Origin of the sequence: Chryseobacterium sp. (assembly GCF_019236175.1) — a bacterium.
Taxonomy (GTDB): Bacteria; Bacteroidota; Bacteroidia; order Flavobacteriales; family Weeksellaceae; genus Chryseobacterium.
In genome coordinates this window covers 78,294-94,367 of sequence record NZ_JAFAJM010000018.1, presented here as the reverse complement: position 1 = coordinate 94,367, position 16,074 = coordinate 78,294, and the positions used below count along the sequence as shown (strand labels likewise).

Here is a 16,074-nt window from a genome sequence, read left to right as displayed (position 1 = left end):
AACAACAAATATAGTCATTTTCTATAACCTTTTAAAAGAAAGCGTACATCACTTATTTACAGTAATTTATAGATACAGACAGTAAAAACAATAAAACAACTAAAAAGTTGTTTTATTCAAATATATTATTACCTTTGCGATATATTAATCAAAAAAATAAATACAATGAAACCGTTTACATTACCTCAGCTTTCGTATGCATATAATGCTCTGGAACCTTTTATTGATAATGAAACCATGACTATCCATCATCAACGTCACCATCAGGCTTACGTAGATAATCTCAATACAGCACTTGAACAAACCAGTGAAGTCAGTCCTGATCTCGACTCCTTATTACAAAGAATCAGCGAATATAGTCCGGCTGTAAGAAATAACGGAGGGGGCCATTACAACCATTCATTATTCTGGGAAATTTTATCTCCCACCCCTCAATTAACCCCTGAAGGAAAGCTTAATGATGCCATCACAACAACTTTTGGAAGTCTTGAAAACCTGAAAGCCGAAATAAAAAAAACCGGGCTTTCACAGTTTGGCTCCGGATGGGTATGGTTGTATGTAAAATTCAATGGTTCTCTTGCCGTAAGCTCTACTCCAAACCAGGACAATCCGATGATGGATGTACTTTCCATGAACAGAGGCTTTCCGATTCTGGGAATAGATGTCTGGGAACACGCTTACTATCTTGCATACCAGAATAAAAGAGCAGACTACCTTGATTCTTTCTGGTCTGTTCTGGACTGGGCTTCGGTAGAAAAAAAATATGACGAAGCACTTTCAAAAATAAGATAAACACTTATAAAAACGTTATGGAAACTTTAATCAATAAAGCAAAAGCTTCAGGAATCATTGCTTTTGATTTTTCGGATTACAGGCCCACCACGGAAATCGTAGAGCTGGACATCAAAGATCATCTTTTTATGGGAATGATCGTAAAAGAGAAAGAATTTAAAGATTCAATTTCTCAAATAGATTTTTCTTTTTATTATGAAAAAGCAGTAGCTATTATCTGCTCTACAGAAGCTATTATTCCGCCATGGGCCTATATGTTGCTGATGGAAAAACTGGCACCTTATGCTGTGTATGCAGATTTAAATAATGCAGAAACGGTTTTGCTCGATCTCTGGAAACGCCGCCTTACTTATGCAGATCTGAAGCGTTATAAAGATCAGAAAGTAGTTATCAGGGCCAGTACACATTATGACCCTGCACTTTATCTGCTGGTAACCGGCCTTCTTAAACCTATAGTCAAAAGCCTTATGTATGGTGAAATAGGACTGCCAAAAGTAATTTTCAAAAAATAAAACAATGAAAGCTATCATATTCAACGGATCTCTGGAAAGAAGAACAGAATCCACATCAGGGCTGATCTCTGCCTATTTTGCAAAACGACTGAAAGTACTGGGATTTCAAACTGATATTTTTACCCTCTCAGATTCCGGAATTCCTTTATTTGATGTCAGTCTTCACAAAACACCGCTGGCTGTAGAACGCATGACCCAGATGTTTACGGATGCTGATCTGCATATCTGGCTTGCTCCGCTATATCATGGAAGTATACCGGGAGTCATGAAAAATTGTCTCGACTGGCTTGAGGTAACGGCCAACAGGTCTGAACCTTATCTTACTGACAAAACCGTAGGTCTGATTTGCTGGGCTGATGGTTTACAGGCTATGCAGGGTATAAACACCATGGATACTATTGCTAAATCATTGCGGGCATGGCCGTTGCCCTTCAGTGTACCCATTCTCCGGTCTTCATTATTTGACAGTGAAAACACTACGGAAATTTCATCTCTATATTCCGGAAAGTTTGACCAACTTATCCGTATTGCTACCTCAAAAAGGATAGAAAAATATAACCAACCCATACTATGATAATTAATTTCGATAAAAAATCAGGGTTAAAATATACATCCCTCGGTGAAAAAAAAGCAGTAGCAAATATTGACTAATGAACATGAAAGAGGAAATTACCATCACGGTGAAAGATCAAAAAGGAAATATTCATACGCTGATTTGTCCCATGGAAATGGGACTCAGCCTTAAAGATATCTGTAAGGCTTATGAATTACCTATGGAAGCCATGTGCGGTGGAATGGCGATGTGTGCTACCTGTCACTGTTTTATTCTGAGTGAAAATATTCCGTTGCCTGAAAAAAATGACATCGAAGAAGCACTGTTATCTGAAATTTTCAATACCCATATAAACAGCAGATTAGCCTGTCAAATCTATCTTACCGCTGAAATGGATGGTCTTGTTGTAGAAATTGCTGCAGATTAACCGCCGAAAAATAAAAGTTTGCATAGTTTATGATGCTTATAAATTATTGAAACTGATTTAATTAAGTTTGTCAGGGATTTCTACAACAGTACAGCGTTGAAGAAGTCCCTTTTTAAAAACAATCTAAAAATACATACCATGGCTATAAAAATAACCGATGCCTGTATCAACTGTGGAGCCTGTGAACCGGAATGCCCCAACTCAGCCATTTACGAAGGTGCTATCGACTGGCGTTGGCAGGATAAAACAAAACTCTCTGGCAAAGTAAAATTTCCGGATGGTACAGAAGTAGATGCCAATGCTTACAACCAGGCTGTTTCAGATGAAGTCTATTATATTGTTTCAGGAAAATGTACCGAATGTAAAGGATTTCATGAAGAACCACAGTGTAAGGCTGTTTGTCCGGTAGACTGTTGTGTAGATGATCCTGAGCATCGTGAATCGGAAGAAGTATTACTAGACCGGCAAAAATTCATGCATACTGCTTAATTTTCCGGAGTATTGAAGGATTCAATTCATTTTTTGTAACAAGAAGTACACATTTTCTACTCATTGGGAATACAATATCATCAATGATTTAAACACAATATTATAAATTATGAAACCGATATTATTTTCCCTCATCTTTCTGTCTGCTTTACTGACAGCGCAGACTGAGATTCCTCAACTCAAAAAAGAATATATCCGGCTTTTGGAAACGTCCGGTTACGGAAATAATCCAAAAACCGGAAAATACTATGATGTCAACGGTATTAAAATGTACTGTGAAACCTATGGACAAGGGCAGCCTTTACTTCTCATCCATGGAAACGGGGGCTCAATTGTAGATTTTTCCAAACAGATTCCGTTTTTTTCAAAAAATTATAAAGTCATTGTTGCTGATAGCAGAGCTCATGGAAAGTCTGTAGACAAAGGAGATTCTCTTACTTACGAAATGATGTCCGATGATTATGCTGAGCTTCTTCAGAAGATGAAAATTGATTCAGCTTTTGTTATAGGCTGGAGTGATGGTGGCATAAACGGACTTTTATTAACGATGAGACATCCGGAAAAGGTCAAAAAACTAATTATTACCGGAGCCAATTTACGACCTGACTCTACCGCCATACAGACTGATGTATTCAAAAGAGTAAGCTCTAATTATACAAAATTTAAAGAACAAATGGCTGCTAAGAAAGATAAAACCGATCTGGATTACAGGGTTCTTAAATATAAAAGACTGCTGAGCGAACAGCCTCATATCAATCCGCAGTCCCTGCATCAGATCAAAGCTCCCGTTCTTGTTATCGGTGGAGATTATGATGTTATAAAACCGGAACATACACTGGAAATCTTCAGAAATATTCCTAAATCTAATCTATGGATATTACCCAATTCCGGGCACAGTACTTTAGTGGTTTACTCTGAAGAGTTTAATACCAAAGCGGATATTTTTTTTAAAACAAAATTCAGAGATATCAAAGACCGGGACCGCGAGTTTTAATATTGTTTAAAAATAGAACCACATAGATACAGCCTATTTTCCGAGAAAAAGCATTGAAAACCTATGCATCTATGTGGTTAAAAAATCAGTTTCTCTTAGTTATGAACCCAGTCTGGCTTTGATCTCCGTGTATATTTTCTGAGTAAAAGGAGTTTCAATACTAAGCTCAGCACCGTACTTTAAAATAGCTCCGGCAAATAGCTCCAGTTCATTGTCTTTTTTTCCGGAATTGACGTCTAACTGTAAAGAAGTGGGAGTTTCAAAAGGGAATGTAGCCGCTTTTTCAAAAGTACCTTCGATAATATCATCCTGCAGGGAGATTTCTTTCTTATCGGCTATTTTTTTTATTTCCTTCATTATTTCAGCGGCTTCATGTTTCTGTTCCATATTGGTACATACCGTTCCGATTGATGAGTTATGCTTTGCGGTTACCATTCCGAAGCTTGCGATAAAGAAAAACTTAGTCCAGATATCAGATAATGAATTGTCTTTAAAATCAAAGTCAATATGGCTTTCTTTTAAGATCTCTATCACCCAGTCTACAGATTCCGGGAAGTGCTCAGGGTCTCTTCCGACAAATATTTTCCCTGCTTTTCCTTTATGTTCCACCATCCCTTTTTCTTTAATATGGGAAGCCACATACAGACAGGTAGGCAAAACGGTATGGTCAGGGATCACTTTTCTTATCCTGTCATAGATATCCGCACCGTTCATCATAGGAAGCAGAATGCTATTTTCAGTAAGAATTTCTTTAAGCTGTCTGCATACATTTTCAAGATCGTATTCCTTTACACAGATCAGAATGAGATCAGGACTCTTTATACCGCTGATATTTTGTTCAACGGCATTAGGGTATGTTTTGTTATCGGTATGTTCAGGGGATCGTAAAATAAGACCGTTTTCTTTTACTTTTTCATAAGTTTCTCCTCTTGCAACAAAAGAAACCCTGTATTTTTCGGAAACCTCATTGGCTTTATTTATTTTAAAACCAAAATAACCGCCTACTCCTCCAAGTCCTATAACGACAATATGTTTTTTATTCATGAAATTATTTTTCAGCAAATATCATGGATAGAATCCAATGGATCACTTGACAAATGAAAAGAAATCATATTTTATTGATACCTCTTCTGATCCGGCTCAATGAGCTGTCTTTAATACCAAGATATGACGCTATGATTTTCAAAGGAACATGCTGAAATATCTCAGGATCTTTTTTCATCAGATTAAAATATCTGGTAGAAGCCTTCTGACTTGCCATTTCAATCAACCGGTCATGAATATGATAATAATTAAGCACAAAAAGAAGTCTGCTGAATTCTCTGAATTCCGGAATATTATGAAAATTGTGCTGTACATTCTCCAAACCTGTCTCCCAGAAAGAACAATCTGTAATAGTCTGATAGACTTCTTTTGTAGGTTGTTGTCTGAAAAATGACAGGAAGTCATTTACAAAACAGGGAGCAGCATAAATATTCGTCGTTATTTCCTCATTATCTTCATTCAGAATATACGACCGGACATATCCTTTTTCTAAAAAATAGGTTTTGGTACTGATGATTTCTTTATCCAGCAAAACAGTATTTGCTTTCAGAGCAAAATGGCCGAATGTTTCGGTTATCCTTTCAACCACCTCATCCTGAATACTGAACAAAGAGTGAAAATAATTATTAATTGATGATTTATTCATTACAAAGTACTGCCGGTAAAGAAAAGCCTGTTTTCTATTCCGAGCAAAAATACTATTTATTAAACATTTATGATCAGCTGTAAAATTCACCCCCCCGATCTGTTGCACTTACATGAGATGTGACACTGAAAGAATTCATGGATTCTGTGCAGTAAAAAATACTGAAACACTAATACTTAACGGCTTTGGTTGCCATAAAAGTGGGCAGATACTGATCAATTAAGAATCTTGGATGAGGCTGCATTTCTTCCGTAAATTCTTCAATAACAAACCCCGCTTTCAACTGCCCGCCGATAAGATCCGAAAGACTGTGTCCAAAGACCAGCACTTCCCCGTTTTTCATTTTCCTTTCAAGTTGTCCCGGATCAAGATCCCTGATATCTGCATACGGTAAAGTATATTTCGGTCTGATAATTCCATCCGCTATATCCTGGAGATTTCTGTCTGCTACAAAAACTACCGGATTAAAAAAACTGGCCAGTAAAATACCACCTTTACGTAAAACCCTGTAAGCCTCACTCCATACCGGATTTACATTTTCAACATAGTGATTGGATATCGGATGAAATATGATATCAAAAGATTCATTTTCAAATACACTGAGGTCTCTCATATCACCCTGAACGGTCTGCAGAGAAAGCCCGTCCCTTTCGGCAACCTGTTTATCCTGATTTAACTGTTCCTCTGAAAGGTCAAAAACCACTACATCGGCTCCTGCTGCTGCCAGTACCGGAGCCTGCTGTCCGCCGGCAGAAGCCAGACAGAGTATTTTTTTTCCTTTTACTTCTCCCAACCAACTTTTATTCAGTGGTTTTGGCGTCAGATGCACTTCCCATTTCCCTTCTTTGGCATTAGTGATCAGTTCCGTACTTACCGCTTTAGACCACTCGTTCTGTTCAAGTGCCTGCTTATTCCAGGCAGACTCATTGTGTTTTAAAAAATTAATTTCCTGCTCTTGCATACTCTATTCTTTTTCATTCGCATCATAACATCATTTATAATGCATTACGGGATTCAAATATAGAGCTTTTAACAAAGCGTGGGATCAGCTATACTAACCATTTTCACGAAAAAAATCCTTACATAAAAAGATTTTGCTGGTTTTTGATTATTTGACTTGATATAAAAAATAAAAGACTGGACAGGCATTTTTTTAAACATTTATTTTCCTGTTCTTAGAATAACCATCATTTCAAAAAAATTAAAAAACAACTGAATCACAACAACATACAATTAAAAAAAAATATAAAACAGTATATTTACATTATACATATTAAGCTTTGTTTATTCCTGATTTTGAACATTTTTAAAAGGTTTTTGGTAAGAATGAAGACCCTGAAATGCCGTAAATTTGCCATACTGATGAAGAAGTCTCTTTACATATCCGTTATTTTTCTGCTTACCCTGGTTTTGACAACAATGCTGGGATGGGCACACAACAAAAAAAATAACACCTCTGTAAACTTCTCTCAGAACCAACCAGGTTTAAAAGCCTTCCGGTCTGTTCAACAACAGGATGTTTTATTCATAGCATCCATTGCGGAGAATGATTTTGATGCGGATAAAACTTTCTTTGATTTGCCCTTCAGTCTTTTCGACAAATATGCATTTCTCTGGGAATCAAAGCTAAACTCCAATAAGGTCATAAATTCTGTTTCGGAATTCGCTCATGATTACCATCTTCCGAGATATCTTTTATTTCATAATTTAAAGATCAGCATTTCTATAACAGCAGCTTAAACAAGTACATGTAACGAATTTCATCAGAACAGGTTACAGTCAATTTCTCAATAAGATTATCTGAAAAATTCCGGATAATCAGTATCACCATAAAAATACATAAACTATGCATGAATTAAGTATAGTGAAGGATATTTTTGACACTTTGGAAGAGCATTACAATGCCAAAGTAGAAGATATTCAGCAGGTTCAGGTCACAGCAGGGCTTTTGTCCAATGTTCAGCCTGTCCTGATTCAGAATGCATTTGATGCCTTTATCACCGATCATCCGTATTACCGGGAAATGGAACTCGAAGTTCTGGTTAATGATATCATTGCTCATTGCAGCCGGTGTAACAAAGATTTTCAGGTCAGGTACCACAGATTCGTCTGTGATGACTGCGAAACACCGTCTGCCCAAATTATTCAGGGTAATGAACTCTTTATTTCAAAAGTAATTTTTAAACAAAAAAACCATTAATATGTCAGCAGCTAATCCAAAAAGTCTAGGAAACCGCGTAGGATCGGTTCAGTGTGATAATACCACCCTTCATTTATTAAAAGCCAATGATTTTGTGGCTAAAGCCATCAGAGACCGTTTAAAAGACGTTTGTGTCATCAATGTATGTTCTTCTCCGGGCTCCGGGAAAACCACCTTAATGCAGGAAACGGGAAAACGTCTTGCCAAAGACCTTAATATTTCAATTCTTGTCGGTGATCCCGAAACAGAACGTGATGCCATCCGTATGCGTGAAGCAGGAATCAATGCTTTGCAGATTGTAACCGGCGGAATGTGCCATATTGAAGCTCAGATGATTTTACAGGCCCTTGACCATATTGATCTTGAAGGAGTTGATTTATTGTTCATAGAGAATGTGGGAAATTTACTTTGTCCGTCTGCTTTTGATTTAGGAGAAGATTATCGTGTAACTCTTCTTGCGTCTACAGAAGGTGATGACAAGCCTAAAAAATATCCGCGTATGTTTTTAACCAGTGAGCTGATGCTTGTTTCCAAAGCTGATTTACTTCCTTATGTTCCGTTTTCTGTAGAAGCTGTAACAAAAGACGCCCGTGAAGTGAATCCTAACCTTGAAGTCATGACTATCAGCACTCTAAATGGAGACGGCATCGACGAATGGTGCAACTGGCTGAAAGAAAAAGTACAACTGAAAAAAGAAGCCGCACAGAAAGCTTAATATAATGAACACGATCCAGCCCATCGTAATAGATGAAGTCAAAATAGGGGAAAATCTTACGGATTTCCCGGAAATACTGGAAATTGAATGGTTCGAAAACAAAAAACAGAAACTGACCCGGGCTACACGGTCCGGATTGGTTTTGGAATTAAGATTAAACCATCTTAAAGAGTGGCAGCATGGAGATTCCTTGTACAGGAATCATCAACTGATTGCTGTCATTGTCATAAAACCCTGCCTAACCATTTGTTTTCCTGCTAAAGATGACCGTGAAACAGCAGATTTCTGTTATTTCATCGGTAACCAGCATTTACCCATATTTCTTACTCAGAAACAGGAATTTGCTGTTCCTTATGACGGCCGCCTCTACGAACAGCTGTCTTCAAGATACGGAGAACGCATAAAACTCACTGATAATCAACTACTATCTAAACAGTCGTTACGCCATCTTGTAAAAAATAAAGCATATGAAAATTAAAAATCTGATCATTACTCCCTTTTCGGTTCTAATCCTCTTTCTGCAAAGCTGTAATAATCCTCAGAAAAACAACAACAGGGAAACTTCTTCCCATACAGACATCTCAGCTACAGACAGCAGAGGAAAAATGATCAGTCTCCCCCACGAAGCAAGGCGGATTGTCGTTTTGTATAATGCTCTTGTAGATGATGTTTATATGCTGCAGGCCGGCGAAAAAATAGTGGGTATTCCAGAACAGATCTATGAAATGGAAGACACCTACCGTTTTCTCTCCAAACTTGATAACAGGATTAAAAATAAAAGCATTGCCACTCCCACTTTTGGCGGTCAGTCCAGTAACGCAGAAAGTATCGTCGGCTTACAACCTGATTTGGTATTAACTTTCAATACGGATACTGACAATATTAATCACATTGAAAACCTGGGAATTCCTGTATTCACTTTTTCATCCTTAAATGATGAAAAGATTCTGGAAGAATTAAAAAATGTAGGAAAACTCCTTGGCAAAGAAAAGCGTGCTGAAGAAATTACAAAGTATGTGGGTGAAGAAGTGAAAAAAATGAGAGCAACTCAGGTAACATCTCCTAAAAAGATTTATTATGCCTGGTCAAAAGGACGGATCATGTCTACTTCAGGAAAAGGCAGTTTAATTGATATGGCCATCACATTGTCCGGAGCTCAGAATGCCTGTCCGGTTCCGGTAGAAGCCCCTAACATCAGCGCTGAAACCATGTACAAATGGAACCCGGATTTAATCGTCTTATGGAATTCCAAACTATCTGATGTTTACAGCCTTAAAGAGCTGGAAGCACTTCCTGCAGTAAAAAACAAACACGTGTTTGTAATGTCTCCTTCATTTCCATATGATCCGCATACCGTAAAATTTATGTTGTTTGCCAAACAGCTTCGCCACTGGTGTATGCCTGAATATACACAGGAACAGCTGGATCAGGACGTAAAGAAAGCTTTTGAAGTCATCTATGGTAAAAAAGGACTGATCTGATGATGCAACATTTCAAAACAATAGCTTTATTAATTCTGCTTCCTGTTGTATTGATATTCATTTCAACGACCATAGGCTCCAGCCAGAATATAAGCCTCGCAACATTATTTCAACATCTTGTTCTGGAATTAGGCATTTCTAAAAATGAGATCTTAATGCAGGGAAGCTTACATACTATTTTATGGCAGGTACGTTTACCCCGGATCATACTCACCTTTTTGGTGGGCGCATCACTGGCGTCATCAGGAGGAGTCTTACAGGCTGTCTTCAGAAATCCGATCGTTGATCCGTTTACATTGGGGATTTCTTCAGGATCTGCATTTGGGGCTGCACTGGCGATGTTATTTCCCATCATGGCAGTTAATATATCGGCTTTTATTTTTGGTGTCGTCGCTGTGGGAATCACGTATCTGGTATCTTATGTCGGAGCCGGAACATCTATTGTAAGTATGGTACTTGCCGGAATGATTGTTTCAGGGGTGTTTACCGCTTTGCTGACGGTACTTCAATACCTCAGCGATCCTTATAAACTGCAGGCTATTGTACAATGGACTATGGGAAACCTTCACACGGCTTCATGGCAAAAAGTCTACTCTGCAATCCTTCCGATTTTTACAGGATTACTGATCATTATTATCCTCCGCTGGAAATTAAACCTCCTGGCTCTTGGAGATCATGAAGCCATGGCCGTCGGGGTAAATCCTAGTGTTTTAAAACTTATTCTGATGGCTGTAGCGACAATGATTACCGCTTCATCAGTAGCCGAGGTAGGAGTCATCAGTTTGTTTGGATTAATTGTTCCCCACATCAGCAGAATGATTTTCGGTCCTAATCACTCTATGACAGTCTGGGCCAATATCAGTATCGGCGGAACATTCCTGCTCCTCATTGATGATTTCTCACGTACTGCAATGCCATTTGAAATTCCGATCGGTGTATTTACAATGATCATCGGAGCCCCTATTTTTATTTATCTGATGCGAAAAAATGCTATAAACTGGAACTCATGACCTCTATAATTTCTATTGAACAACTTTCTTTCGGGTACGGAAAGGAACAGGTACTGAAAAATATAAATGCCGAATTTTCAATAGGCAGACTCTCCGTTATCCTCGGAAGAAACGGAAGCGGTAAATCAACTTTATTTAGAATCATTGCCGGACTGGAAAAAAACTACAGAGGAAATGTACGGATTGCTGATCAGGAACGCCGAAAAATCAAAGCAGGAACAACCGCTCCTGTCCGTCTTGGATTTTTAACCCAATTCCATCAGGCGACTTTTCCTTTTAAAGTATCCGATGTTATTCTGACAGGAAGGGCATCTTTTTCAAAATTCTCCCCCAAAAAAAAGGATTACGAAGCAGTGGAGATCATCCTTCAGAAATTTAACTTGAACCATTTAAAAGACAAATCCTACACTTCTCTTTCCGGTGGTGAGCGCCAACTGGTACTTTTATGCAGAGTATTGGTTCAGAAACCCGATATTCTGATGCTGGACGAACCTACCAATCATCTGGATCTTCATTATCAGGTAGCTGTTCTGGAGGTCATCCGCCAGTTGGTAAATGAAGGAACTACAGTTTTATGTGTCATGCATGATCCCAATCTGGCATTTATGTTCGGAGATGAGTTTTTTGTCATGCGTCATCATGAGCTGGTTGCTGTTGAGTCACTGGACAAAGATGAGCTCAAGCAATTACTGGAAGAAACCTACCAGGTTCCTTTGTCTGTTTTAGACCATCAGGGAACCCCGATTTTTACACCTCAATTAAAATAAAATATATGAAAAATCATGAAGAAATAATTATTTCTGCGGTAGAAGACTACCATGTTTTTGAAGTACTTCCTTATGTGATGGAATTCAGACGTCAGTTATATCCTTTACTTGATCCGCTCATCGTTCCCAAAGATCTGGTCAACTTTGAACAGAATTATCTTCAGGCCTCTACCGGAGCTTTTTTACAGGCCCGTACAAGGGAAGGAAAACTGATAGGCGTCATCGGAATGATGCCTTATGACTACCGTTTTCCTCATCTGAATATTGATGACAGCACCACTGTGGAAGTCGCGAGGTTATTCGTTAATCCCGACTACCGGAGAGCGGGTATTGCCACCCGTTTGTTTCAGGAACTGGTAAAGACCGCAAAACAAAAAAACATACAACGCTTATACCTTCATACTCATCCTTTTCTTAAAGGAGCTTATGACTATTGGCTGAAACAGGATTTTATTCTTCTTAAATCCTGTTATGAAGCCAGCTATCCTACTCTGCACATGGAACTGATGGTTTCAGCAGAAAAATAAATAATACAGAAGAAATATACATGAATACAACACGAAAAGTATTATACATCAATGGTATAATGCTCTTACTTCCTTTTGCTTTATCGGCACAGGAAACTCATCCTATTTTTGGAAAAATACTGAATCAGGAGGGGAAGATAATCCCCCATGCTGTTGTTTCCATTAATCAGGGAACAGCAACCACAATCACCGGGAAAGACGGTTATTTCAGATTTGAAAATCCGGCTCAGTATCCGGCTCAGTTAATGATTGATGCAAAAGGATATTCTGCCTCCCCTGTCACACTGGATTCTCTTTCTTATGATGACAAAACCGGAATTACCATCCTTATGACAGAAAACCATACGAATATTCAGGAAGTTCTGATCACTGCACGCAGAAACAATTCTTACCTTACCAACACACTTGAGTTGGGCGGAAAGTTTTCAGGAAATCTCAAAGACCTGCCGCAGTCTGTTTCTATTGTAAGCAGTGAATTCATGGAAGACAAACAGGCTTATACTACCCGTGAAGTAGCACAGGATCTGGCCGGAGTCACTACCGCCTCTTCTTATGATGATCTTATCATCCGTGGCTTTAAAAGCGGATATGAGACCGGTATCAGACTGGTTAACGGATTACGTTCCGGATACAGCTATGGAAACAGCTATTACCGTTCTCCTTTAACCATCAACCTTGAAAGTGTTTCTGTTTTAAAAGGTCCCGGAGCTTCATTATTCGGAGATATTACTCCCGGCGGAACCATCAATATGGTCACAAAGAAACCATTGGAACAACAGAAGGGATCCGTTAATTTTTCTGTAGGAAGCTTTCAGACTATTCGTACCAGCATTGATTTAGGCGGCCCGCTGGATAGAGAAAAGAAAATATTATACCGGTTAAATGCCGGTTATGAAGACAGCAAAACCTTCAGAAATGTCAATCAGCAAAAAAACTTTATGATTGCTCCATCATTTACATTTAAGCCATTTGACGGAACACAGGTGGATATCGATCTTGTATATGATCAGTTTCACGGATATCTCGATCGAGGAATGGGTTTAAGGAATAATGACTTTTATGCTCTTCCCCGCTCTTTCACCCTGAGCCAGCCTTCTGATTTTTATAATACCAAAACCTTGTCATTCAGCGCAAGGCTCAGCCAGCGTCTTACTCATAACCTGTCGTTAAATGCAAGCTATATGAAATCCATTTATCAGGAGGACGTGAATGAACACCGTACCCTGAACAGCTATGCTGATGCTCCCTATAATACCATTATGAATATGCGCTTCTTTGATCGTCATGGAAAAGACTATACCGATAATTCTGTAGTGTATCTGAAATGGGATCTTACCGGTCATACAATAGAACATCACATCATAGCCGGTGTTGATTATGCCCAGTATGAAGGTGACTCCAATAATCAGCAGAGAGAAGCCAGACAACAAAAAATTGACGGGAAGACCGTTCCTTTAACGTTCGACCTTAATAACCCCACCTATACCACTCATGATCTGAGTAATTATGTATGGCTTCCACAAGGAAATTATCCCTTTTTAAGCCCTTATAAGACGACCGGAATCTACGTACAGGATCAGATCTCATTTGCCGACAGGCTGAAACTTATCGTAGGGCTCCGTCATGAACATTATTATTCTGAAACGGTAAGCTCTGCCGATCGTTATCATGCTACCCAGAATGCCTGGCTTCCGCGAATCGGGCTTACTTACCAGATTAATGACAGGATTAATTATTTTGCAAGTTATTCCCAGGGATTCGCACCTGTAGGTGCCAATTTCATTCAGAATTATCAGGATTACGGAGCTGATAAGCCTTTCACTGCGGAACACAGTTTTCAGATTGAAACCGGTCTTAAAACAGGGTTCTTTAAGAATCAGCTGCAAATAGATCTTTCTCTTTTTCAGATCGAACGAAAAAATATGCTGATTGCTACCGGTGAAATCAGTACCACCGGATTTCCGGTATACAGACAATCCGGAGAAGCTGTTTCTAAAGGAGTCGAACTGGATATTCGCGGGCAGCTGACTAAAGAATTCCAGGTAATGGCCAATTATACCTTTAATCAGACTGAAGTAAAATCGTCTTCCATTGCTTCAGAAGTGGGACAGACTTTACCCGGAGCCCCTAAGAATATGGCCAGTATGTGGCTTAAATACGTATTCTCTGCCCATGCTTTAAAAGGCCTTGGATTTGGAGCCGGTGTTTATTATGTGGATACGCGACGTATGGATAACAGCATCGGAAAAGATGGCAACGGGAATGCGCTTTGGGGGCAATGGCCTTCTTACACTACCGTAAATGCAGCAGTATACTATCATATCGGAAAAATGAAAATGGCTGTAAACATTAATAACGTTTTTGATAAATATTATTTTCTGGGCGGCTTTGATTATACCCGGGCTTTCCCGGGCGCACCAAGAAATCTGATGGTTTCTGTGGGATATTCATTCTAAATTTTTTTTTAATCTTGTTAACCCGGACTATCTCTGATAGGACGGGTTTTTTATTATCTAATAAATGGCCCCTTATTTCCAGCCTCCCCCTAAAGCAGCATATAAATTCACGACTGCCTGCAATTGCTGCAGCTTATCTGTAACCGCACTTTGTCTCGCAGTCAGAAGACTTTGTTCTGACGTGAGAACATCTGTATAATTGGTTGCACTTGTATATTTCAATAATTCTTTGGTGAAATAAACGGCTTTTTCGAGATTGGCAATCTGTTCTTTTCGGGAAGAGGCTTTTTCATCTACCATCTGATACTGATAAAGAGCGTTGGAAACTTCCTGTCCCGCTGTTAACAGTACTTTACTGTAATTGTATTCGGCAGCTTCATAATTAGCCTGCGCTACTTTCAGCTTTTGTTTATTGAGTCCGTTATTAAAAATAGGCTGCGTTAATCCCCCGACAATATTGGCAAAAAAAGCGCCTGCACTAAAAAATGAATTGAGCTGGGTAGCATATAAACCTGCCTGTCCTGTAATGGTTAAAGCCGGATAGAAAGCTGTTCTTGCAATATTAATCTGTTCAAAATTACTTCTAAGCTGTAACTCGGCCTGTTTTACATCAGGCCTGTTAGCCAGTAACTGAGCAGGCAATCCAATGGATAGCTGGTTGTACATCTGCTCATTAAAAAGAGAATCTCTTCTGACAGGACCTGGTGTTCTTCCCAACAATAAAGACATGGTATTTTCTGTCTGCCGGATATTATTTTTAATATCCGGTACAGTGGCCTTTACAGCGTAATAATTGGCCGCGCTTTGTACCACAGCAGCTCCTGTCACTACATTGCTGTTTTTTAAAATCTTCATGGTTTCCGTATCTTTAGAATAAACTTCCAGAGATTGCTGAACGATATTCAGCTGCTCATCATAGGCCAATAACTGATAATACGTAGCCGCAATATTGGCCACAAGCTGTGTCTGTACAGCCTGCTGATAAGCCTCACTGGCAAGATAACTTGCATAAAGAGATCTTTTGGTACTTTTTAGCTTTCCCCAGACATCCACCTGCCATGAGGATAAGGCATACAGCTGATAAATCTGAGAAGCAGAAGCCTGTGAATTGGAAAGCAGGTACTCTCCTGCTGAAGCATTTCCTGAAAGAGAAGGTAAAAATGCCTGTTTGCTTTGCACAAAATTAGCCTCAGCAGCTTTAAGATTGGCTGCCGCAGTTTTCAGATCCAGATTATTCGCAATTCCCTCAGCAATAAGATCCTGCAGTAAAGGATCCTTAAATATCTCCTTCAACGAAAGTACAGCGATATTATCACGCGAATCAGCTGTTGCATCTCCGTATAAATGATCCGAAACCTGCTGATTATTTACATACGGCTGAGTAACATTACAGCTGAAGAGTACCACTGAAACTGCTGTGATCTGTACAAAAAACCGATATTGTTTTTTCAAATGTATCAT

The 16,074-nt window shown here is 39.0% G+C and carries 19 protein-coding genes; 15 read left to right on the top strand and 4 right to left on the bottom strand.

The window, feature by feature from the left end:
* Positions 1-165 precede the first annotated feature (165 nt).
* From JO178_RS16025 to JO178_RS16000, 6 genes are all read left to right on the top strand, one after another.
* A complete protein-coding gene (locus tag JO178_RS16025) occupies positions 166-792 on the top strand; it encodes a superoxide dismutase (protein WP_291938074.1) in 627 nt (208 codons plus the stop codon).
* Positions 793-809: 17 nt separating this feature from the next.
* A complete protein-coding gene (locus tag JO178_RS16020) occupies positions 810-1,304 on the top strand; it encodes a DUF2480 family protein (protein ID WP_291938073.1) in 495 nt (164 codons plus the stop codon).
* Between the two features lie 4 nt (positions 1,305-1,308).
* Complete coding sequence (locus JO178_RS16015) at positions 1,309-1,878, top strand: NAD(P)H-dependent oxidoreductase (protein ID WP_291938070.1); 570 nt, start codon at positions 1,309-1,311, stop codon at positions 1,876-1,878.
* A gap of 76 nt (positions 1,879-1,954) precedes the next feature.
* Entirely contained in the window at positions 1,955-2,284 is a 330-nt protein-coding gene (locus JO178_RS16010; protein WP_291938067.1) for a 2Fe-2S iron-sulfur cluster-binding protein, read from the top strand.
* A gap of 138 nt (positions 2,285-2,422) precedes the next feature.
* Positions 2,423-2,773, top strand: a complete 351-nt coding sequence (locus JO178_RS16005; RefSeq protein ID WP_291938065.1) for a 4Fe-4S dicluster domain-containing protein — start codon at positions 2,423-2,425, stop codon at positions 2,771-2,773.
* Positions 2,774-2,882: 109 nt separating this feature from the next.
* Positions 2,883-3,767: an alpha/beta hydrolase gene (locus tag JO178_RS16000; RefSeq protein WP_291938063.1), complete on the top strand. Its 885-nt coding sequence runs from the start codon at positions 2,883-2,885 to the stop codon at positions 3,765-3,767.
* 99 nt (positions 3,768-3,866) lie between these two features.
* Here JO178_RS16000 and JO178_RS15995 read toward each other — a convergent pair whose 3' ends face one another.
* The 3 genes from JO178_RS15995 to JO178_RS15985 form a co-directional block, all read right to left on the bottom strand.
* The gene (locus JO178_RS15995) at positions 3,867-4,811 is read right to left on the bottom strand and encodes a 2-dehydropantoate 2-reductase (protein WP_291938061.1); all 945 of its coding nucleotides are present in this window, start codon (positions 4,809-4,811) and stop codon (positions 3,867-3,869) included.
* Between the two features lie 64 nt (positions 4,812-4,875).
* Entirely contained in the window at positions 4,876-5,457 is a 582-nt protein-coding gene (locus JO178_RS15990) for a Crp/Fnr family transcriptional regulator (RefSeq protein ID WP_291938059.1), read from the bottom strand.
* Positions 5,458-5,626: 169 nt separating this feature from the next.
* On the bottom strand, positions 5,627-6,418 hold the full coding sequence (locus JO178_RS15985; protein ID WP_291938057.1) for a class I SAM-dependent methyltransferase: 792 nt from the start codon (positions 6,416-6,418) through the stop codon (positions 5,627-5,629).
* Positions 6,419-6,783: 365 nt separating this feature from the next.
* Between JO178_RS15985 and JO178_RS15980 the strand changes: the two genes are divergently transcribed.
* From JO178_RS15980 to JO178_RS15940, 9 genes are all read left to right on the top strand, one after another.
* Positions 6,784-7,197: a hypothetical protein gene (locus JO178_RS15980; protein ID WP_291938055.1), complete on the top strand. Its 414-nt coding sequence runs from the start codon at positions 6,784-6,786 to the stop codon at positions 7,195-7,197.
* 106 nt (positions 7,198-7,303) lie between these two features.
* Complete coding sequence (locus JO178_RS15975) at positions 7,304-7,657, top strand: hydrogenase maturation nickel metallochaperone HypA (RefSeq protein ID WP_291938053.1); 354 nt, start codon at positions 7,304-7,306, stop codon at positions 7,655-7,657.
* Between the two features lies 1 nt (position 7,658).
* Entirely contained in the window at positions 7,659-8,372 is a 714-nt protein-coding gene (gene hypB / locus JO178_RS15970) for a hydrogenase nickel incorporation protein HypB (protein WP_291938050.1), read from the top strand.
* A 4-nt stretch (positions 8,373-8,376) separates the two neighbouring features.
* Positions 8,377-8,850, top strand: a complete 474-nt coding sequence (locus JO178_RS15965; RefSeq protein ID WP_291938048.1) for an urease accessory protein UreE — start codon at positions 8,377-8,379, stop codon at positions 8,848-8,850.
* Positions 8,840-9,853: an ABC transporter substrate-binding protein gene (locus JO178_RS15960; protein WP_291938046.1), complete on the top strand. Its 1,014-nt coding sequence runs from the start codon at positions 8,840-8,842 to the stop codon at positions 9,851-9,853. Before JO178_RS15965 ends, JO178_RS15960 begins: the two co-directional genes overlap by 11 nt.
* A 2-nt stretch (positions 9,854-9,855) precedes the next feature.
* A complete protein-coding gene (locus JO178_RS15955) occupies positions 9,856-10,863 on the top strand; it encodes an iron ABC transporter permease (RefSeq protein ID WP_291938148.1) in 1,008 nt (335 codons plus the stop codon).
* Positions 10,860-11,630 (top strand): ABC transporter ATP-binding protein, encoded by a 771-nt coding sequence (locus JO178_RS15950; RefSeq protein WP_291938044.1) that lies wholly within the window; start codon positions 10,860-10,862, stop codon positions 11,628-11,630. Before JO178_RS15955 ends, JO178_RS15950 begins: the two co-directional genes overlap by 4 nt.
* Before the next feature lie 5 nt (positions 11,631-11,635).
* Entirely contained in the window at positions 11,636-12,157 is a 522-nt protein-coding gene (locus JO178_RS15945; protein ID WP_291938042.1) for a GNAT family N-acetyltransferase, read from the top strand.
* Positions 12,158-12,177: 20 nt separating this feature from the next.
* Positions 12,178-14,613, top strand: a complete 2,436-nt coding sequence (locus JO178_RS15940; RefSeq protein WP_291938040.1) for a TonB-dependent receptor — start codon at positions 12,178-12,180, stop codon at positions 14,611-14,613.
* A gap of 72 nt (positions 14,614-14,685) precedes the next feature.
* Here JO178_RS15940 and JO178_RS15935 read toward each other — a convergent pair whose 3' ends face one another.
* A complete protein-coding gene (locus tag JO178_RS15935; protein WP_291938038.1) occupies positions 14,686-16,074 on the bottom strand; it encodes an efflux transporter outer membrane subunit in 1,389 nt (462 codons plus the stop codon).